Genomic DNA, 20,127 nt, shown 5'->3' with positions numbered 1-20,127 from the left:
CCACAGTCGATCACTTGTCACAAGTTAATGCCACGGAGATCACGTGAAGATCACAGAGTTGAAGAACTGTCACTTTCGGGTTTAGGGGGCTGGATTGCCGGTTCAGCGGCGCTCCGGACCACCTGTTCAACGGCGTTCCGGGGTGAACTCCACGGGGAGTGTGCGCAGTCCGCGCATGATGAGGCCGCCGCGCCAGCGCAAGTCGGCCGGATCTCCGGCGAGTTGCAGGTCGGGGAGGCGGGTGAGGAGCGTGGCCAGCGCGGTCTGGCCCTCCAGCCGGGCTAGCGGGGCGCCGAGGCAGTAGTGGATGCCGTGGCCGTAGCCGAGGTGTTGATTGTCACGGCGCCCGAGATCGAGGACGTCGGGATCGGCGAACCGTTCCGGGTCCCGGTCCGCGGCGGCCAGTACGACCAGCACGGGGTCGCCGGCCGCGATGTCCTGCCCGCCGAGGGTGAGCGGACGGGTGGCGAAGCGCCAGGTGGCGAGCTCCACGGGGCCGTCGTAGCGCAGGAGTTCCTCCACGCCGGTTTCGAGGAGGCCGCTCTCCCCCGCGGCCAGGGACTTCTCCAGGCGGGCGCGCTGCTCGGGGTGGGTGAGGAGGGCGTACATGCCGTTGCCGATGAGGTTGACAGTCGTCTCGAAGCCGGCGAACAGCAGGATGAAGGCCATCGCCGCGGCCTCGTTCTCGGTGAGGTGCTCGCCGTGGTCGGAGGCGCGGATCAGGCCGGAGAGGAGGTCTTCGGTGGGAGTGGGGGTCGGGGTGGGGGTGCCGGTGGGGTTCTCGCCGGGGTACGGGGCGGGGGTGCCGGACAGGTTCACGCCGGGGTGTGGGGCTGGGGCGCCGGACAGGTTCACGCCGGGGTGCGGGGTGGGGGCGTCGGAGAGGGCTTCGCGTTTGCGGTGGATGAGGTCGGCGAGATAGGCGCGCATCTTCTTGACGGACCGGGCGACTCCGCCGCGCGGCCCGCCTCCGTGCCGGATCATCATGCCCGCCCAGTCACGGAAGTCGTCCTGGTCCTCGCGGGGGACGCCGAGGAGGTCGCAGATGGCGTAGATGGGGAGCGGGAAGGCGAAGTCGTGGATGAGGTCGGCGGAGCCGTCGGCTGCGAACCGGTCGATCAGATCGTTCGTCAACTCCTGCACCCGGGGCGCGAATTCGGCCACCCGCCGGGGTGTGAACGCCTTGCTGACCAGTCGTCGGAGGCGGGTGTGGTCCGGGGGGTCGATGTTGAGCAGATGCGTCATCAACTCGGCCTTGCGTTCACCCGGGATACCCGTCTTGCCCTTCGCGTGCGCCGGTTCGTCATGGTGCGCGGGGTTCTTGGAGAGCCGGGGGTCGGCGAGGGCGTGCTTGGCATCGACGTAACGGGTGACCAACCAGGCCTCCACTCCGCTGGGGAGCCGGGTCTTGTGCACGGGGGCGTGCTCGCGGAGCCAGGCGTAGGTGGGGTAGGGGTTGGTGGCGAATTCCCAGGTGAAGAGGTCGGGGGCCTGGTCCGGAGTGGGGGTCGCGGGGTTCGGCGGGGTGGGGTGGCTGGGCTGGTTGGTCACTCGTTGACGGTATCTGGGGTGGGGGTGGTGCCGTCCGGAGGGCGGGGCGGTGCCGGGAGGACTTCGGGGAGGCCGATGGGGTTCGCGGTGCCAGCCCATCGATACGTGTCCGCGACTTCAACCCTCTGATACCAGTCCGCGGCTTCGGCCATCCTGCCCTGCAGGTCCAGCAGCACCCCGATGGCCGTCTCCGCCTCGGAGACGCCCCCTTGGAGGGCTTGGCGATATAACTCCATCGCCTCGTCGAACCGATCCTGCCTGGCCATCCACTGGCCGAGGTTGAATGCCGCGCTCGCATCTCCAGCATGTGCGGCTGACTGGTAGTAGGGGACCAGCTTGACTTCGTCGGCCTCTGGCTCCCACGAGAGATGGACGCCCAGTTCACCTGCGCCGCGCGCATCACCCCGTGCGGCGGCATAACACAACCAGACGTCCGCCTCCGGGGCCCGCCAACTGCTCAGAAGAGCACCGAGACTTACGGCGACCTCGAGGCGGCCGGCGGCCGCAGCCCTGCGGTACCAAAGAAGTGCCTCGTCCTCGCGACCGGTGCCGACCAGCGTGTCGCCGAGTTCATGGGCGGCCACGGGGTCACCGGCTTCGGCGGCTCTGCGCAGCCATGCTTCGGCTTGGTCGCGGAGGAGCTTGCCCAGTGTGGTTGCGGCCCAGGAACCACCGGCCGCAGCCGCCTGCTCCAGATACGGCATGGCCTGCGTGGTGTCGCCGCGTGTCATGAGGAACGCTGCGAGTGCCTCGGCACCCCTCCAGTCGCCCACGTCCGCCGCCCGGCTGAGCAGGGCACAGCGCTCATCGGGTCCGACGCGGCCGGCGAAGGCGATCATCAAGGCCGTGTCCTCCCCGTTTAGCCGGGAGAGGAACGCGGTACGGGCCCCGTCAAGGATGGCATCGCGGTCGACGACAGAGTCTGGCCCGGACTCGTCCAGCAGCGTCCACCACACCTCGTCCGGCACCGGTTCCAGGTTGCCGTCCGCTCTCGTGGCTTCCGCGACGAGAGCCCCGTACACCCGCCAGGTCTGCGCCTCATCCCCCCGTACCAGGAGCCCCGACGCTCCGAACAGGGGTTTCGTCGCCCAGGCGAGAGCGTCCTCGAAGGACTCGCGTTCCTCTGCCCCATAGTGTTCGTGGACCCTTCTCAGCAATTCCACCGGCACCGCTCCCCTGACCCCGCACCGAGCGAGGTCGACCGCAGCACGTACCAGCAACTGCCCGCGCGGGTGACTCACTTGGGTCCCCACGCGCCGCCACTCGTCGAACAGCAGATGCCCGATCGCGAAGTACGAGGCGGCGCCCTCCCGACCGCTCCACATGTACGCCGGGTACGCGCGCGGGTCGTCGAGCCCCGCAAGCCGCTCCAGTTCGGCGTCGCTCCACTCTCGCGCCAGTTCCACCGTGCGGGCCGCGGCGATGACCCGCTCGCCCGGCGCCGTCCCGGAACGGCGCCGGTAGTACTCCTCGGGGTTGATCGTGCCGAGCATGACGGCTCCGAGGGAGGTGAACCGTCCCAGGAGCTTCAGATCGAGACCGCCGCTTCCCAGGTGGTCGGTCAACTCGTCCAGCCAGATGACGTAGTCGCCGGGATTCCCGTCCAACACGCTCAGCACGGCGCGCAGGTCGTCGCCCGGATACGGAGCGTAGAGGATGTGCCTCTTCAACGACTGCACTCCGTGCCACGCCGTGTATGACTTGCCCGCGTACAGCTCGCCGAGGATCAGCACCAGGCCGTTGTGGGCGAGATGAATACGAAGGTCGTCGTCACAGTCCCGCCGCACGTACGGCGGGACGTCAGGCAGACCGAGCACCCGCCGCGTCGGACCCACTCCGAACTCCACGGGCCCGACTTGCCCGACCGGGCGCCAGGCCGCCGGGGAGGGAATGGCGCCGTAGTGGTTGTGCTGGACGGCGGCCACCGTCCCTTTGAAGGTGCTGCCGCGAAAGTCGAGGTGGTCTCGGAACTCGAGTCGTTCCTCGCGCGGGCGGGCCGCGAGGGCCGACGCGAACTCATCGATGAGCGCGGCGAGTTCGGTAGCGGCCGCTGCTGAACTGGACGCCCTCATGAGCACGTCGAGGAGCCTGAAGCGCCATCGTCGCCTCTCCTGGATCGGATTCAGAGAGTTCAGTACCCGGAATCGTCGGCCGAGCCTTTCGAGTCGGCTGAGGTGGAGTTCCGTCTCGGTCAACGCATGGCGCCGGAACCACGCCGCGAAGCTGTCATGGATCGGCTCCCACAAGGCGGTTGAGGCCGCCCCCTCAATGAGCACACGGGCCCCCGCTGTCGCCAACCGCTCCTTTTCCTCTGTCACACCCGCCACCTCCCCCGCGCGATCCTCAGCTCCTCGCCGTCAAAGGTACTGATTCACAGGGCCGTTGACTCAGCCTTCGACGCCTCTGATCGCATCCCGATAAGCCCGCCCCGCCGCCCGCAAGGCAGCCTCCGGATCCACCCCCGCCGCCTCCGCCCGCACAGCCAGCGCCAGCAACTCGTACCCGATACCGGCATCCCCCGTAGGCAACGGCACCTCAAGTCCCGCCGTGCGCACACGCGATGCCAGCTTCGACGCGAGGGCGAGGCCGGGCTGGCCCATGGGGATGCCCTCGGTGATGGAGGTGCGGCGCTTCTCCTCGGCCTTGGTGCGGAGCCAATGGGCCTTCACCTCCTCGGGAGTTGACGCCGTCTCGTCGCCGAAGACATGGGGGTGACGGTGGATCAGCTTGGTGATGATGCCGGCGGCCACGTCGTCGATGGAGAAGGGGGTGTCGGGGTCCTCCTCGGCGATGCGGGCGTGGAAGACGACCTGGAGGAGGACATCGCCGAGTTCCTCGCGGAGTTCGTCGCGGTCGCCCTCCTCGATCGCCTCGACGAGTTCGTACGCCTCCTCGATGCCGTACTTCGCCAGGCCCTTGTGGGTCTGCTGGGAGGACCACGGGCACTCGGCACGGATGCGGTCCATGACCTGGACGAGGTCGAGGAGGCGGGCGCCGGGCAGGTCGTAGGAGGCGGGGAGCAGTTCCAGGTCCGGCATCTGGACGCGGCCCGAGCCTGCCAGGCGGGCCAGGCCGTCGGTCAGGGCCGGTTCGCCCTCACCCGTGGCCACGACCACCACCGTGGAGCCGTCCGCGCAGGCGGCGACCAGTTCCTCGGCGGTCGGGGAGGCCTCGTCCACCTGTATTCCGGCCTCGCGGAGATACGGCAGCTGCGGATGCGCGCCGTCCGCGCACAGCACCCGGTCGGCGTCGCGCAGCGCCTGCCAGGCGGGCCAGGACAGCAGGCCGGGGGCGACGCGGTGGCTGGTGGTGAGCAGGACGATGCGGCCGGGCGTGGGGGCGGGGGCGCCCTCGGGAGCGGGGCCGGGACTGGTTGCGTTCACCCACCGAACGTAACCCACGCCGCCGACAGCCCCGGAGTTATCCACAGGCCGACGGACACCGGGCTCCGCTGCTGTCCACAGGCCGGCCTCCGACCTGCCTGCCCTCGTCTGCCCGCCGACCGAGCCGCCGTACCGTTACGCCGACTGCTGAGTCTGCGACGCGGTGACTTCCCGCACCCACGGCGTCTTCGCGTCCACCCGGCTGCTCTTGGCCACGTCCCACGTGCCGTAGCGCGGGTTGAGGTCGACGTGGAGTTCCTTGGAGGCGGTGGAGAGGGCCTTCCAGAAGGCGGGCTGGGTGGTGTCGGTGCCGAGTTCCGCGGCGAGTTTGCGGCCCTCCACCTGGAGGCGGAGGTTCTCGTCGAGGCGTTGCGGGGGGACGCCGTACTGGGCGAGCCAGGTCGCCTCCAGGGCCTTGGAGCCGCCCGCCTGCTGGGCGAGGCCGGCCCGCATGTCCTGGATGTCCTTGCGGGTGACGGTGATTCCGGCGTCCTGGGCGGCGCGGTGGACGACCTGGTCGAAGACCATGCCGTAGAGCGTCTCGCGGGTGAGGCCACCGGTGGTGGCGATGGCGCGCTCGTACTGTGCCTCGTTCTGTACGGCCGACCGCTGGGCCGTGCGCACCTCGTTCACCCGGCTCTGCAACTGCGCGACGGTGATGCGCTGGCCGCCCACGACGGCCGCGGCGCCCGGATGCGCCTCGTTTCCGCAGGCGGTCAGGGCGGGGGCCGCGGCGGCGATCACGGCGGTGAGGACGAGCGCGGTGCGACGGCGGCGGTGCAAGGGAGCCTCCCGTTGGAGATTGTGCGACGGTGCACAAAGTCTTGCGGTGATCGATGGTAGGCAGTGGGTCGCCTTGGGCCAACCCATTCGACCAACGATTCACCAGGACTTCGGGCACCGGCACGCACGCGTGGGCTCCGCAGGCTCCATCACGCCCGCCCGCCAAGGGCCTCGCGCTCAGCCGGTGATGGCGACCGGCGCGTCCCAGGCGTCGCGGTCCACGGTGATCGTGTAACCGCCGCGGGTCTCCTTGCTGTTGACCATGTACTGGTGGGCGCGGCTGTGGTTGGTGAACTGGGTGGAGCCCCAGGGCCAGTCCGAGGTCGTCGTGTACGTCTTGTCCCACAGCGCGTACCAGAGGTTGCCCGGCAGGTCCGTCTTGTTGGTCGCGGTCGCGATCGCCTTGGCGCTGGAGCTGCTGAAGCCGTAGTAACCGGTGCGGTAGATCTTGGCGTGCAGTTCCTTGTCGAAGGCGCGGACGTACGTCAACACGGCGTTGTTGCAGGCCGTGTTCGTGATGTCGTACGACTCCATGTCCAGGTAGACCGGGCTGCCGGCCTTGAAGCCGAGCGCCTTCGCCTTGGTCACCGCGTCGTCCGCCTCGGACTTGCCGACGGACGCGGCCGTGGAGGCGCTGATCTTCACCGAGCCGCCGGAACCGCAGGACGGCTGCGAGCCTACGTAGAGCGGGATGAACCTCCAGCCGACCGTGCTGAGGGACTTGACCCAGGACGCGGTGAGGTTGGGCTGGCTGCAACCGCGGTTCTTGCCGCCGATGTAGACGGCCGCGGCACCGTAGGCGCCGTCGGTGTGCCAGGCCTTCATCGCGGCGAGGGAGGGGGCTGCGCAGGTGTCGAAGGCGTGGCCGGTGTAGGTCTTCTGGGCGGGCCAGGTGGTGGCGGCCATCGAGGTCTGCGCGGCGATACCGCCTCCCGCGACCACTGCGGCTCCGGCGACGCCCCAGGCTATGTATCTGCGCTTCTTCGACTGCCGGTGCTCGGACATGAAAAGACCCCACCCCTGGTATACGTGTGCTTGATGTCGCGCGCTACGCGCGCGTGCTGGGCAAAATCTAGCCGCCGCTCGCGCTAGCCCCGCACCTGCCCCAGCCATTGCAGCGTCCGCCGGATGTCCGCCGCGAGCGGGTGGCCGGGGCCGTGGCGGCGTTCGACGTCGACCAGGAGGCGGGCGAGGGTCTCGTGGGCCGCGCCCCGGTCGCCGAGGGCGAGCAGCAGGTGGCCCATGCGGCGGCGGACCTCGTGGGCGAGTTCGGGGTCGCCGGCCATGTACTGGTTCTCGTAGTACGGCAGGAGCGCGCGGTACTCCGTGAGGGCCGCCGCCGGGTCGCCGAGCGACTCCAGGCACTGGGCGGCCTCGTAGCGGTAGCGCAGGGACTGCGGGTCGGACGGGCCCGCCTCGGCGGCGCGTTCGTCGGCGAGGCGGCGCAGTTCGGGCAGCGCGCGCCGGTACTGGCCGTCGTCCATGAGCGTGGCCGCGTACTGCTTGCGCAGGGTGCGGACGACCGGGGAGTGCGCGCCGTGCTGCTCGGCGGCGGTGGGCAGGATCGCGCCGAGGATGTCGACGGCCTGCGTGATGCGGCCCTCGCCGAGCAGCCGCTTGACCTCGTCGACGGCGGCGGCGACATCGCGTTTCTCGGCGGCGGGCGGCGCCAGTGGGGCGGGCTGCGACGCGGGCGTGCGGGCGCGGTCCGGCCAGGGGGCGTGCGGGCGCAGGAACGGGCGCGTGGGGTCGAGCGGCGCCCCGGTGGGCATCCCGCGCGCGGGCAGCAGCAGCGCGAGACGTTCGTAGACCTCCTGCGCGGAGCCGGGGCGGTGCTGCGGGTCCTTGGCGAGCAGGTGCAGGACGAGCGCTTCGAGCGACTCGGGGACCTCGGGGCGGATACGGCGGACGGGCACCGGCGGCTCGTACAGGTGCCGGTGGAGTACGCCGAGGGCCGTGGAGCCCGCGAACGGCACGTCGCCGCTGAGGAGTTCATGCAGGACCACGCCGAGCGCGTACAGGTCGGTGTACGGGCCGACCGCGCCGCCCATCGCCTGCTCGGGCGCCATGTAGGCGGGCGATCCGATGGGTGTGCCGGTGTGCGTGAGGCGGGTGGTGTCGGCGTCCATGACGGAGGCGACGCCGAGGTCGAGAACGGTGACCGTGCCGTCCTGCTTCACCATCACGTTGCGCGGCTTCAGGTCGCGGTGGACGATCGGCACGGCGTGCACGGCGCTCAGGACGGCGCACAGTTGGGCCGCGACGGCGACCGCCCACTGCCACGGGTACGGGTCCTGCTCGGCGAGGTGGTCGGAGAGGTCGGCGCCGTCGATGTACTGCATGACGAGGAACAGCTCCTCGCCCTCGCTGCCCGCGTCGTGCACCGTGACCAGGCCGGGGTGGTCGACCTGGGCGGTCACCCGGCACTCGCGCACGAAGCGGCGGCGCAGTTCGTCGGCCTCCTGGCCCGCCACCTTGTCGGGGCGCAGCAGCTTCACCGCCACGCGCCGGTCCAGGCGCCGGTCGTACGCCGTCCAGACCTGGCCCATGCCGCCCTGCCCGATCAGCGTGGACAGTTCATAGCGGTCCGCGACGACCCGTCCTGCCGCCACGGTCACCTTCCGCCCTCGTCGTGCTTGCGCAGATAGTCACTCAACTCGTCCAGCTCGGCCCGCACTTGGTCGATTCGGGCGGGCGCGGGGCGCTGCGGCGGCGGGGTGTTCATCGGCGGCTGCGGCACGGGCGTGTGCGGCACGGGCGGCGGGGTGTGCTGCTGCGGCACGGGCGTGTGGGGCATCGGCGGCGGGGTGTGCTGGGGCGCGGTCGTCGCGGTGTACGGCGACGGGGTCGGCGTCGAGTGCGAGGACTGCGGATAGCCGTACGCCGGGGCCGGGGGCTGCTGTCCGCCGTAGCCGCCGCCGTAGCGGAGCTGCTGGAAGTGGCGTATGTCCGCCGCCAGGTAGTACGCGATCGACGCCACCAGGGTGCCCAGGAGCAGGGTGATGCCCAGATAGCCGCCCGCGGTGTGGACGTCCTCGCCGGGCTCGGAGCCGAGCAGCACGATGCTGAGGATGTCCGCCGCCAGCGCGGCCACGAACAGGCCCCAGTCCAGGGACTTGCGGGTCACGATGGCCAGCCGCAGCAGCATCGTCCAGGCCAGGAACCCGATGCAGAACACCGAGATCCCCACGAACAGCACGCGCACGAGGACCAGCGCCCCGGTGGGCGGCGGTGGCTTCGCCGGCTGCGGGTAGCCGTGGCCTTGCATGGCTGCTCCTGGTGCCTTCGGAGGACGTACGGTGCCGCGACCGCCGTCGGTCCGGCGCGTGTTCGGCGCGCGGACGACAGCGGTCGTGCGATTGTCGCTTCGAGCGTATAGGCCGACACCGACAACCGGTCCCGGGTTGTACCGAACCGTTGTCGTGCTGATCACTTCGTACGACGTCGCAGGTGCGGTCGGGTACGCGCGGAGCGGGGCCTTCCGGGACGAGGCGGGCAACGGGGGCGGATCGAGGGGGCGGCCGGGCGGCTCGCCTCAGTCGGACGTGACCGTGCCGTCCGTCAGGCCGTCGTACATGCCGCGCACGAGCTGGTCGCCGAGCCGGCCCGCCTGCCGCAGCGCGCGCTCGAAGTCCTCCAGGGCGCGGAACCGGGCTCCGTAGCGCCGCTGTTCGTCCAGGGGGAGGCGCGGCAACTGGAGCCTGCGGACGTCGAGTCGGGTCGCCGTGGACGCGTAGCTGCTGGCCTGGCGGTTGTTGGCGGTGCCGCGCAGGAAGCCGGCGAGGAACCACGGGTCCAGGGCGCCGGGATCGGGCCGCAGCAGGACGAGGCTGCGCCCCAGGGCGGCGCCCGCGGTCGTGTCGTCGATCACGCGCGCCATCGAACCGCCCCCCAGCACCGGGACGACGACATCGCCGGGCTCCGTGAGGACAGCGCCCTCGTCACTCTCGGGGAGGATCCCGGAAGGGGCCGTTCCGGCGAGGACGTCGTGGTCGGTGAGAACGGGCACACGCGCGTGGCCGCCGTTTCCGCCGGTCCGCATCACCAGGGCGCCCCCGCGCGCGAGTTCACCGATCGTGGTGAGCGGCCAGCGCGTGGGACGGTCGGGGTCGGTGGAGTGCTCTACGGGTGGCGGGGTGAGGTCGGCGGTCAGCCGGAGCGTCTCGCCGAGCCGTTCGCGGACGGCCGTGAGCTCGTCGGCACCGTCGGCCGCGGTCGCGGGCGGGAGGTGCCGGGCGGGGGCCAGGTCCACATCGTCGTCGAGGAGTTCGATGACCGGCACGGAACGCGCCAGCCCCGGCTCGTCGGCCGGCCGCCCCGCCCGGTCGAACGCCTTCCAGGCGTCGAGCACCGCACCCCGCACGGCCTGCCAGTCCGGCCCGCCGCGCCCCTCGGTGGCGAACCGCCCGGTGTCCACCAGGAGCACCTCCGGCTGCGCGGCCGCCCGCTCCGGCCGCCGCAACACCCACAGGTGCAACGGGATGTTGTACGGCGGCGCCGCCCCGATCGGCAGCGCTACGACCGCCTTCAGCGCCCCGCGCCGCAACAGGTCGGCGCGGATCCGGCGACCGGAACGCCGGGAGGCCGCGGCCGGCGGCATCAGCAGCACGGCCGTACCGCCGTCCTTGAGCCGGGCCAGCGCGTGCTGTACCCAGGCCAGCTCGGACTCGTTGCGCGCCGGGAAGCCGTACTCCCAGCGGGGGTCGTAGGCGAGTTCGTCGTGGCCCCAGTTCCGCTCGTTGAACGGCGGATGGCACAGGACGACGTCGGCCCGCAGCGCCGGGTACGCGTCGGCGCGCAGCGTGTCGCCGGCCGTGCCGCGGACGGTGACCTGCGCGTGCAGGGCGAGCCGGAGCGCGGTGAGCGCGGCGAGATCGGGGGCGTCGTCCTGGGCGTACAGCTCCTGGCCGGGGCGGGGGGTGACGGCACGCAACAGGGCGCCGGTGCCGCAGGCCGGGTCGAGCGCGATACCGGCCGGGCCCGCCACCTCGGCCAACTCGGCCATCAGGCGGGCGAGTTCGGTCGGGGTGAGCGTGTACTGGCGCGGGTTGGCGTCGAGATGCCGCCCGAGCAGGAACTCGAACGCCTGGCGTGCGCCCAGCTCCGCCGCGAGTTCTGCGGTGCCTCGGAGGAGGGGGGCGGAGGGGAGGAGTTGGGGGCCGGTGGGGGTTTGGACTGCGGGGGTGGGGAGTGTGGTGGGGCTCGGGGTGAGGGCGAGGTGTGCGGCGGGCGGCGTGTGAACGGGCGGTGGTGTGTGAACGGCGGGAGCGGTGTTCGCGGCCGGGGCCGTGTTCACAGGATGCGCCGTGTTCACGGCGGCCGGGGGCGCTGCCAGATCGGCCGGGGTGTTCACAGCGTTCTGGGTGTTCGGGGTGTTTCGGGCGGCGTAGATGTTCGGCGTGTTCACAGCCGCCTCGGCGCTCCCCTCCCTCCCCCTGTGAACTCCGCGACCGCGCACCGCACCGAAGCGCGGCACGATCACCTGCTCCAGCGCGCCGGGCAGCATCGCGGCCATCCGCTCGTCCGAACCGGCGCTCACGTCCAGCCAGACGGTGGGGCGTTCATGGATGAGCAGCAGGGCGCAGCCGGCGTACACGAGGGCGGTGACCGGGCCCTCGGGGTGGCCGACGAGTTGCTGCCAGACCCGTTCGCGCAATGGGACTTCGGCGAGTTTCCCCTGCTTGCGCAGCCAGGACTCGATGTCGGCGAGGGCGAAGGCGGGGCTGGTCTCGGTGCCGCCGACCGGTTTGGGGAAGTCCGCGTGACGGCGGCGCCAGTTGCTGACGGCGGCACGGCCGACGCCGGCGAGCCGGGCGATCCCGGCGGCGGTCACCTCTGTCGCGTTGTCCTGCATTCGCCCCACTCCCCTCGTCGCACCGGCCTCGCCGCGTCCGCGCTGCCTCTGCGCTCTGTCCACATCGTGTCCGCGTTGCGCCTGCCGTCCGTCTGTGACGCCGAGCATACCGACGCACGCAAGATCTACCCCTTCACGGCCGTGTACACACAGCATCTCGTGAACCGTGTTGACTCGGTTCACAGCCTCTGCTCTTATTGACCCAGCGAACGAGCGGCCGCCAGAGGGAGGCGGTCGCCGCATCGGGGGAGGGGACAGCCATGGGCATGAAGGGCAGGCTCACGCTCAGCGCCGTCGTGGGGGTCGTCGTCATCGGGGTCGTGTCGGCGAACGCCGGCGCGGAACATAGCGCGACCGGCAAGAAGAACACGGGCACGACCAAGGCCGCCGAGAAGAAGAAGGCCGCGTTCGACGGGAACGGCGACTTCCGGGTCGGCACGGACATCAAGCCCGGTACGTATCGCACCAGCGGCAACACCGACGGCATGTGCTACTGGGAGCGGGCCAAGGACGCCTCGGGCGACACGGACTCGCTGCTGGCCAACGACAAGGTGAGCGGCGCCGGTTACGTCACCGTCAAGGCCACCGACAAGATCTTCAAGTCCAGCGGCTGCAAGGACTGGGAGGCGGCCGTCGACGCGAAGGTACAGGGCTCCCCCGCCACGAAGATGGCCGGCGACGGCGGCATGTTCAAGGTCGGCGTCGACATCGCCCCCGGCACCTACAGGTCCACCGGCAACAAGGACGACCTGTGCTACTGGGAGCGCGCGAAGGACGCCGAGCACGGGCTGGACTCGATCCTCGCGAACGACAACGTGACCGGCACGGCCGTCGTCACGATCAGCGCCAAGGACGCCTACTTCAAGACGACCGACTGCAAGAACTGGACGAAGACGGCCTGACGTTCTGACGGCCTGACGTTCTGACCAGATCAGGTCAGGTCAGGTCAGGTCAGGCCAACGCTCGTCCCTCTGCCGCACGCGTGCCCATCCCGCCGTAGGCCCCTCTCTGCGCATCGGTCTGCCCGGTGCCTCTCCGGACCCCGCTTCGGGGCACCCCCTCATCTCGTCACCGCTCACCTCATCACCCAAGGAACTGCCATGCGTCGTACCGCACTTGCCGCTCTCTGCCTCACCACCGTGGCCGCCGTGGGACTCACCGGGTGTCTGCCCGGTGAGGACAAGGCGGACAGCAAGCCGAAGGGACCGTTCGCCGGGCTGACCGGCGGCGAGATCGCCGACCGGTCCCTGACCGCCACCACCGGCGCCTCGTCGCTACGGCTGAAGGGCGACATACCCGACGACGAGAGCGGCGGCACGATCGTGATCGACATGGCGCTGGACAAGAAGGGCGAGTGCGCCGGCACGTTGAGCTTCGAGGGCAAGGGCAAGGCCGACATGGTCAAGTCCGGCGACACCATCTACATGAAGTACGACGAGGCGTTCCTACGGGCGCAGAGCGACGGCGAGTCCAAGGCGGACACCGATGCGGTCGTGGACATGATGGCCGGGAAGTGGACCAAGATGTCCGCGAAGGGCGCGGACGCCAAGGACATCGCGAGCTTCTGCGACCTGAACTCGATGCTCGGCGACGCCGCCGACGGCAACTCGGACGCGACGCGCGGGAAGACGACCACCCTCGACGGCACCCCGGCGATCGCCCTGCACGAGAAGGACGGCAAGGACAGCTACACGCTGTACGTGGCGACCGAGGGCAAGCCGTATGTGCTGCGCATCGACAGCGTCTCCGCGAAGGACCCGGGGACGCTCACGTTCGGCGAGTACGAGAAGCCGGTACCGGCGAAGAAGCCCACCGGCAAGATCCTGGACCTGGACAAGCTGGGCAGTTGAGCCACTGAGTTACCAAGTCTCCTGTGGCTACGGCACGTTCACGGGGCGTGCCGTAGTCGCAGGTCGGGGTCGTCAAGTCGAGGCCCTGTCGCCTCAGTTCGCGTGGAACCTCGCCGGTGCGTTCGTCGGGTTGCCGCCGGTCGGCAGGGCCTGCTTGGAGCAGGTGGAGAGGACCTTCACCATCGCGGCCTTCTCCGCCGAGGTGACCCACAGCCCGTACTTCTTCTTCACGGCGACCTGCGCGGCGACATACGTGCACCGGTACGCCTTGGGCGGCACCCAGGTCGCCGTGTCGCCGTCGCCCTTGCTGCGGTTGGGGCTGGCGCCGACGGTGAGCAGGTTGAGCGGGTCGTTGGCGAGAGCTATGCGCTTGCTGGCGTCCCAGTACTTGGCGCCCTTCTGCCAGGCGTCGGAGAGGGCGACCAGGTGGTCGATGTCGACGAGGCTGGCGCCGCGCTTGTAGACGACTTCCTTGCCGGAGTACGGATCGGATTCGAGGACGCCGTACGACACCTTGCAGTCGCCGTCGGTGAACTTCACCTGCTTCAGGTCCCGTTTGAGGATGTCGTCCCTGGTGTCGCAGCTGTTGGAGTCCGTGTCGGCCCAGGCGGTGCCGAACCGTTCGCGGGAGTACCCGGTCTTCGGCGCACGCCCCTTCACGGTCAGGGACTCGGCGGCGGTCAGGGCCGCGCCCCCGCCGGAACCCGCGCCGGAGCCACCACCGGCCGTCGCCTCGGGCCCGGAGTCGCCCGTTCCCGTGGTGTCCGTCTTGCATCCGGCGACCGACAACATGACCAGGGCGGCAATTGCCGCCCCACCCCTCAGACGCATCACGTGCGCCCCTCCCCTTGCTCACCCGGCCCCGCCCCTGAGAGGGCGGATATTGCCTGGTCCCACGGTAGCGGCGGACGCGTCACGGGCATACGGGACCTAAGTCCATATGGCACGCAACTCGCCTGTATCGCAGCGGTGGAACAGGACGAAGTACCGGCTTCCCTCACCCCCTCTCCTTACTCCCCTTACCCCGCCCCGGATTTCACGCTCTCTCAGACCAGCAGACCGTCGGACCCGCACCCCCTCAGACCTTGCCGATGCCCAACGTCGACTCCGAGGGCAGCAGCCCGGACCCGAGTACGGCGACCCAGAACTCCCCCAGCAGGTCGGCGAGTCGATCGGTGTCGGTCCGGCCGAGGAACTGCCAGGGTGCGGCGGCCAGTTGGTCGGTGCGGCGCTCGACCTCCTGGCGCAGGTCGCGGCCCGCCCGCGTCGCCGTACCCATGTCGTCTATGACGCCCCGGACGACCAGCCGTTCACGGGCCACCGTCCACTCCTCCCGGCTCCAGCCCCGGCTCTCGAAACGCTGGACGGAGGCGGCGCCGATCGCGGCGAAGGAGACCAGGGACTCGACCGGGTCGAGGTCGGCGACGAGGAGGGCGGCGAGGTGGCCATCACCCCGGTGTTCGCGCAGGATCGTGGCCGCCTGCCACAGCTGGAGGTGGGGTTCCGCGGGCCAGGCCAACTCGGCGTTGGCCGCGGCGAGGGGGCGGCCGGCGGTGTTCGCCGCTTCGGCGGCGCTGCGGGCGAGGGCGGCGGCCTCCACCAGCTCGGGGCTGTCGACACGGTCGCCGAATATCGCGCGGTAGGCCCGGTCCATGCCGCGCAGCCTCGCCTTCAGTACGGCGTCCGGGCTCGCGGTGCTCCACGCCGAGTCCATGTGCTCGGCGACCATGCGGGGGTTGAAGCTGTAGAAGGCGGAGGTCACCCGCTCACTGCCGACCGGGCCCAACGGCGCGGCGCGCAGCGGGAAGTAGCTCGGCCAGCGCTCCTCGGTCCCGTATCCGAGCGCGGCGGCCTCCTCGAAGACCTCCGGCGCGTAATACAGCACCGCGTGCAGGGGTTCGAGCAGATGCCAGAGCTGGCGCACGCGGCTCAGCTCCACGGTGGGGAGGCTTTTCGTGGTCTCCACTCCACGCACGCTTTCCGACATGACGTAACTCCTCGTCGCGTCCCGGTCGTTCCACAACTTGACACTGACAAGATTGCCCCAGCCGCCCGAACTTGTCAATGCCTAGATTCGGCGTACGCTGCTGACCATGAGCACAGCCAAGCCCGCGAAGACGGCCGAGACCGCCGAGAGCGCCAAGACTTCCGAGGGCAGCCGCCGCCCGTACCACCACGGCGATCTGCGCCGCGCCATCCTCACCGCCGCGCTCGACGTCATCGCCGCCGACGGCCCGTCCGCGCTGAGCCTGCGGGACCTCGCCCGTCGTGCCGGTGTCTCGCACGCGGCGCCGGCACATCACTTCAAGGACCGCACGGGGCTGTTGACGGCGATCGCGGCGGAGGGGTTCGGGCTCCTGGCGGGCGCGATCGGGGAAGCGGCGGACCTGAAGGACGCGGGCGTCCGCTACGTGCGCTTCGCGCGCGAGCATGCAGCGCACTTCCAAGTGATGTTCGCGCCCGAGCTGTTGCGCGACGGCGACCTCGAACTGACCACGGCCCGCGCCCTCGCCACCGACGCCCTGCGCCACGCCGTCTCCGGCGTACCCCCCCAGGGCCGTGGCCCCGACGACCGTCTCGCCGGTGTCGCCGCGTGGTCCCTGGCGCACGGCTTCGCCACGTTGCTGCTGGGTCACAACCTGGACGGGGCGGTGGGTGAGCGGGACCCGGAGGAGGTGTTCCGGGTACTGGCGGGCATGCTGTTCCGCCCGGCCCCGGCCTGACCCCGCCCCCCGCCTGACGCGACCGACCGGCTGGCACGTCTGCCCCCGACCGCCCGGCAGGCGCCTCTCCGCCCCCGGCCGACCGGTCCCCCTACGGTCCCCTCGGCTCCCTGTAGCTCTCGCTACGACTCGCTACAACTCCCTACGACCCCAGGATCGTCGCCAGGAACTCCCCGACCCACCCCAGCAACTCCCGCCCGACCAGCGGCTTCCCGCCCACCTTGGCCGTCTTCGGGCGGGGTACCAGCACCTGGTGGGCGGTCGGCTTGATGACGGTGCCCGGGTAGAGGCGCTTGAGGCGCAGCTCCTGGGACTCCCTCAACTCCACCGGTGCGAAGCGGATGTTGGTGCCCTGGAGGACGATGTCGCCGACGCCGCACGCGCGCGCGAGCATGCGCAGGCCCGCCACCAGCAGCAGGTTCTCCACCGGCTCGGGCAACTTGCCGTAGCGGTCGACGAGTTCCTCGCGTACGGCCTTGATGTCCTCCTCCGTGTTGGCGGAGGCGATGGACCGGTAGGCGGAGAGGCGCAGGCGCTCGCCGGGGGCGTAGTCGTGCGGGACGTGGGCGTCGACCGGGAGCTCGATCCTGACCTCCAGGGGCGGCTCCTCCTCGACACCGCCCTCCAGGGAGGCGCGGTAGTCCGCGACGGCCTCGCCGACCATGCGGACGTACAGGTCGAAGCCGACGCCCGCGATGTGCCCGGACTGTTCGCCGCCCAACAGGTTTCCGGCGCCCCGGATTTCGAGGTCCTTCATCGCCACGTACATGCCCGCGCCCATCTCCGTGTGCTGGGCGATCGTCGCGAGGCGCTCGTGGGCCGTCTCCGTGAGGGGCTTCTCCGGGGGGTACAGGAAGTAGGCGTAACCCCGCTCGCGGCCACGCCCCACCCGCCCGCGCAGCTGGTGAAGCTGCGACAGGCCGAAGTTGTCGCCTCGTTCGACGATCAGCGTGTTCGCGTTGGAGATGTCGATGCCCGACTCGACGATCGTCGTCGACACCAGGACGTCGAACTTCTTCTCCCAGAAGTCGACGACGACCTGCTCCAGGGACTGCTCCGACATCTGGCCGTGGGCGGTCGCGATGCGTGCCTCCGGGACGATCTCGCGCAACCTGGCCGCCGCGCGGTCGATCGACTCGACGCGGTTGTGGATGTAGAAGACCTGGCCCTCGCGCAGGAGTTCGCGGCGGATCGCGGCGCCGATCTGCTTCTCCTCGTAGGGGCCGACGAACGTCAGCACAGGGTGACGCTCCTCCGGGGGCGTCGTGATCGTCGACATCTCGCGGATGCCGGTCACCGCCATCTCCAGGGTTCTGGGAATCGGGGTGGCGGACATCGTCAGGACGTCGACGTTCGCGCGCAGCTTCTTCAGCTGCTCCTTGTGCTCGACACCGAAGCGCTGCTCCTCGTCGACGATGACCAGGCCGAGATCCTTGAACTTGGTCTCGGAGGAGAACAGGCGGTGGGTGCCGATGACGAGGTCCACGGAGCCCTCACGCAGGCCCTCCAGGGTCGCCTTCGCCTCCGTGTCGGACTGGAAGCGGCTCAACGCCCGTACGTTGACCGGGAATTGCGAGTACCGCTCGGTGAACGTCCCGAAGTGCTGCTGCACGAGCAGAGTCGTCGGGACGAGGACGGCGACCTGCTTGCCGTCCTGTACGGCCTTGAAGGCGGCCCGTACGGCGATCTCGGTCTTGCCGTAGCCGACGTCGCCGCAGACCAGCCGGTCCATCGGGATCGACTTCTCCATGTCGTCCTTGACCTCGGCGATGGTCGTCAACTGGTCGGGCGTCTCCACGTACGGGAAGGCGTCCTCCAGCTCGCGCTGCCAGGGCGTGTCCGCGCCGAACGCGTACCCCGGGGCCGCCATCCGGGCCGAGTACAGCTTGATGAGGTCGGCCGCGATCTCCTTGACGGCCTTCTTGGCGCGCGCCTTGGTCTTCGTCCAGTCGGCGCCGCCCAGGCGGTGCATGGTCGGGGACTCGCCACCGACGTACTTGGTGATCTGCTCCAGCTGGTCGGTGGGGATGTACAGCCGGTCGCCGGGCTGGCCGCGCTTGGCGGGGGCGTACTCGACGACCAGGTACTCGCGCGTGGCGGTCTGCACCGTGCGCTGCACCATCTCGATGTAGCGGCCCACACCGTGCTGCTCGTGGACGATGTAGTCGCCCGCCTCCAGGGTGAGCGGGTCGATGGTCTTGCGGCGGCGGGCCGGCATCCGGACGCCGTCCTTGCCGGCGGCCTTCTGCCCGGAGAGGTCGGTCTCGGTGAGGACGGCGAGCTTCAGCGCCGTATCGACGAAGCCGTAGTCGATCGAACCCGTCGCCACGTGCACTACGGAGGGGACGATCTCCCCCAGCTCCGTCTCCAGGCGGGCGGCGACGCCCTCGGTACCGAGGACCTCGACCGTGCGGGCGGCGGGGCCGTGGGCCTCGGTCACGAAGACCGTGCGCCAGCCGTCCGCGAGCCAGCCCTTGGTGTCGGCGAGGGCCTTCGCGGTGTCGCCGCGGTAGGTCTCGGGGGCGTGCATGCCCAGCTTCAGGGTGTCGGCGTCGAGCTCCTCATCAGCGGCGAAGGGCGAGACGGACCACCACATCATGTCCAGCTCGCGCGCCCGGTCCCGTACGTCCGCGATGGCCCACAAGGAGGCCGCGCCGACGTCGATGGGCGCCTCGCCGCCACCGGCGGTCGCGGCCCAGGACGCCTGGAGGAACTCGTGCGAGGTGGCGACGAGATCGGACGCACGCGTGCGTACCCGCTCCGGATCGCATACGACGGTCATCGCGCCCTTGGGGAGCACGTCGAGCAGCAGCTCCATGTCGTCGACGAGCACCGGGGCCAGCGACTCCATGCCCTCTACGGCGATGCCCTCGGCGATCTTGTTGAGCAGCTCGCCCAGTTCGGGGTGCTGTTCGGCGAGGGCACGCGCACGCGAGCGGACGTCTTCCGTCAACAGGAGTTCACGGCAGGGGGGTGCCCACAGGCCGTGTTCGGCGACCTCCAGGGAGCGCTGGTCGGCGACCTTGAAGTAGCGGATCTCCTCGACGTCGTCGCCCCAGAACTCGATGCGCAGGGGGTGTTCCTCGGTCGGCGGGAACACGTCCAGGATGCCGCCGCGCACCGCGAACTCACCGCGCTTCTCGACGAGCTCCACGCGCGCGTACGCGGCGGCGCCGAGCGCGTCCACGATCACGTTCAGGTCGGCGGTCTGGCCCGTCCTCAGGGCGACCGGCTCCAGGTCTCCGAGCCCCTTGACCTGCGGTTGCAGCACGGACCGCACGGGCGCCACGACGACGGAGACCGGGCCCGTCTCCGCGTCGTCGTCCCTGGGGTGGGCCAGGCGGCGCAGGACGGCGAGGCGGCGGCCCACGGTGTCGCTGCGCGGGCTGAGGCGCTCGTGCGGGAGGGTCTCCCAGGACGGGTAGTCCACGACGCCGTCCGGCGGGAGCAGTGAGCGCAGGGCTGCCGCCAGGTCCTCGGCCTCCCTGCCCGTCGCGGTCACCGCGAGGACGGTTCGGCCGGTCTCCCTGGCCAGCGCTGCCACGGCGAAGGGGCGGGTCGCCGGGGGGCCCACCAGGTCGACGTGCATGCGGTTGCCGTCGGTCGCGGCGCGGGTGGCTTCCGCGAGGGCGGGGTCCTTGACTACGGCGTCGAGCAGACCGTGCAGGCTCATGGAGGGCTTTCCGTCTGGGGGTGGGCAACACGAAGGGCCCGACGCGGAGGGTGGGCCGGGGGGTATCCAGCGTACGTCGGTGCGGTGGCCGGCGCCGGGGCTGTGGATAACCCCGCTCTCTCCGCACCCTGCGCTGGTGTTGACGGACCAGGGAACTCCGCCCCCTGGACCCCCGGCCCTATGCCCACCCACCACCCGACTCGGTCCGCCCCAAAGTGACCCCTCAAAAGCAAAAACAGCCCCCAAGGGCAACAAACAGGCCCGGCGCCGAGAAGTCCCCCGTGACTTCTCGGCGCCGGGCCTGCCCCCG

The 20,127-nt window shown here is 70.6% G+C and carries 14 protein-coding genes; 3 read left to right on the top strand and 11 right to left on the bottom strand.

From position 1 onward, the window contains the following. Positions 1 to 126: 126 nt before the first annotated feature. The 8 genes from OG194_RS27615 to OG194_RS27580 form a co-directional block, all read right to left on the bottom strand. Complete coding sequence (locus tag OG194_RS27615) at positions 127 to 1,551, bottom strand: cytochrome P450 family protein (RefSeq protein WP_327403490.1); 1,425 nt, start codon at positions 1,549 to 1,551, stop codon at positions 127 to 129. Continuing rightward, positions 1,548 to 3,869, bottom strand: a complete 2,322-nt coding sequence (locus OG194_RS27610; RefSeq protein WP_327403489.1) for a tetratricopeptide repeat protein — start codon at positions 3,867 to 3,869, stop codon at positions 1,548 to 1,550. The genes OG194_RS27615 and OG194_RS27610 overlap by 4 nt, the downstream gene beginning before the upstream one ends. A 69-nt stretch (positions 3,870 to 3,938) precedes the next feature. Further along, a complete protein-coding gene (locus OG194_RS27605; RefSeq protein WP_327403488.1) occupies positions 3,939 to 4,934 on the bottom strand; it encodes a nucleoside triphosphate pyrophosphohydrolase in 996 nt (331 codons plus the stop codon). 135 nt (positions 4,935 to 5,069) lie between these two features. After that, positions 5,070 to 5,717, bottom strand: a complete 648-nt coding sequence (locus OG194_RS27600; RefSeq protein WP_327403487.1) for a SurA N-terminal domain-containing protein — start codon at positions 5,715 to 5,717, stop codon at positions 5,070 to 5,072. Positions 5,718 to 5,894: 177 nt separating this feature from the next. After that, positions 5,895 to 6,722 (bottom strand): glycoside hydrolase domain-containing protein, encoded by an 828-nt coding sequence (locus OG194_RS27595; protein WP_327403486.1) that lies wholly within the window; start codon positions 6,720 to 6,722, stop codon positions 5,895 to 5,897. An 83-nt stretch (positions 6,723 to 6,805) separates the two neighbouring features. After that, positions 6,806 to 8,293, bottom strand: coding sequence for a serine/threonine-protein kinase (locus tag OG194_RS27590; RefSeq protein ID WP_327407225.1), 1,488 nt, complete (start codon positions 8,291 to 8,293; stop codon positions 6,806 to 6,808). 38 nt (positions 8,294 to 8,331) lie between these two features. After that, entirely contained in the window at positions 8,332 to 8,985 is a 654-nt protein-coding gene (locus tag OG194_RS27585) for a hypothetical protein (RefSeq protein ID WP_327403485.1), read from the bottom strand. 267 nt (positions 8,986 to 9,252) lie between these two features. Beyond that, positions 9,253 to 11,571: an N-6 DNA methylase gene (locus tag OG194_RS27580; RefSeq protein WP_327403484.1), complete on the bottom strand. Its 2,319-nt coding sequence runs from the start codon at positions 11,569 to 11,571 to the stop codon at positions 9,253 to 9,255. A 260-nt stretch (positions 11,572 to 11,831) separates the two neighbouring features. Between OG194_RS27580 and OG194_RS27575 the strand changes: the two genes are divergently transcribed. Next, on the top strand, positions 11,832 to 12,473 hold the full coding sequence (locus OG194_RS27575; RefSeq protein ID WP_327403483.1) for a hypothetical protein: 642 nt from the start codon (positions 11,832 to 11,834) through the stop codon (positions 12,471 to 12,473). Between the two features lie 198 nt (positions 12,474 to 12,671). Further along, a complete protein-coding gene (locus OG194_RS27570; protein WP_327403482.1) occupies positions 12,672 to 13,421 on the top strand; it encodes a hypothetical protein in 750 nt (249 codons plus the stop codon). Between the two features lie 93 nt (positions 13,422 to 13,514). Here OG194_RS27570 and OG194_RS27565 read toward each other — a convergent pair whose 3' ends face one another. Both OG194_RS27565 and OG194_RS27560 read right to left on the bottom strand, forming a co-directional pair. Further along, positions 13,515 to 14,252 (bottom strand): HNH endonuclease family protein, encoded by a 738-nt coding sequence (locus OG194_RS27565; RefSeq protein WP_327407224.1) that lies wholly within the window; start codon positions 14,250 to 14,252, stop codon positions 13,515 to 13,517. A 247-nt stretch (positions 14,253 to 14,499) separates the two neighbouring features. Continuing rightward, positions 14,500 to 15,408, bottom strand: coding sequence for an SCO6745 family protein (locus OG194_RS27560; RefSeq protein ID WP_327403481.1), 909 nt, complete (start codon positions 15,406 to 15,408; stop codon positions 14,500 to 14,502). A gap of 106 nt (positions 15,409 to 15,514) precedes the next feature. On the opposite strand from OG194_RS27560, the gene OG194_RS27555 reads away from it, so the two are divergent. Continuing rightward, positions 15,515 to 16,144 (top strand): TetR/AcrR family transcriptional regulator, encoded by a 630-nt coding sequence (locus OG194_RS27555; protein ID WP_327403480.1) that lies wholly within the window; start codon positions 15,515 to 15,517, stop codon positions 16,142 to 16,144. A 142-nt stretch (positions 16,145 to 16,286) separates the two neighbouring features. On the opposite strand, the gene mfd is transcribed toward OG194_RS27555, so the two are convergent. After that, positions 16,287 to 19,817: a transcription-repair coupling factor gene (mfd, locus tag OG194_RS27550; RefSeq protein ID WP_327403479.1), complete on the bottom strand. Its 3,531-nt coding sequence runs from the start codon at positions 19,815 to 19,817 to the stop codon at positions 16,287 to 16,289. Positions 19,818 to 20,127: the final 310 nt, after the last annotated feature.

This window comes from Streptomyces sp. NBC_01288 (genome assembly GCF_035982055.1).
Classification (GTDB): Bacteria; Actinomycetota; Actinomycetes; order Streptomycetales; family Streptomycetaceae; genus Streptomyces.
This window is presented reverse-complemented; position numbering and strand designations above follow the sequence as displayed.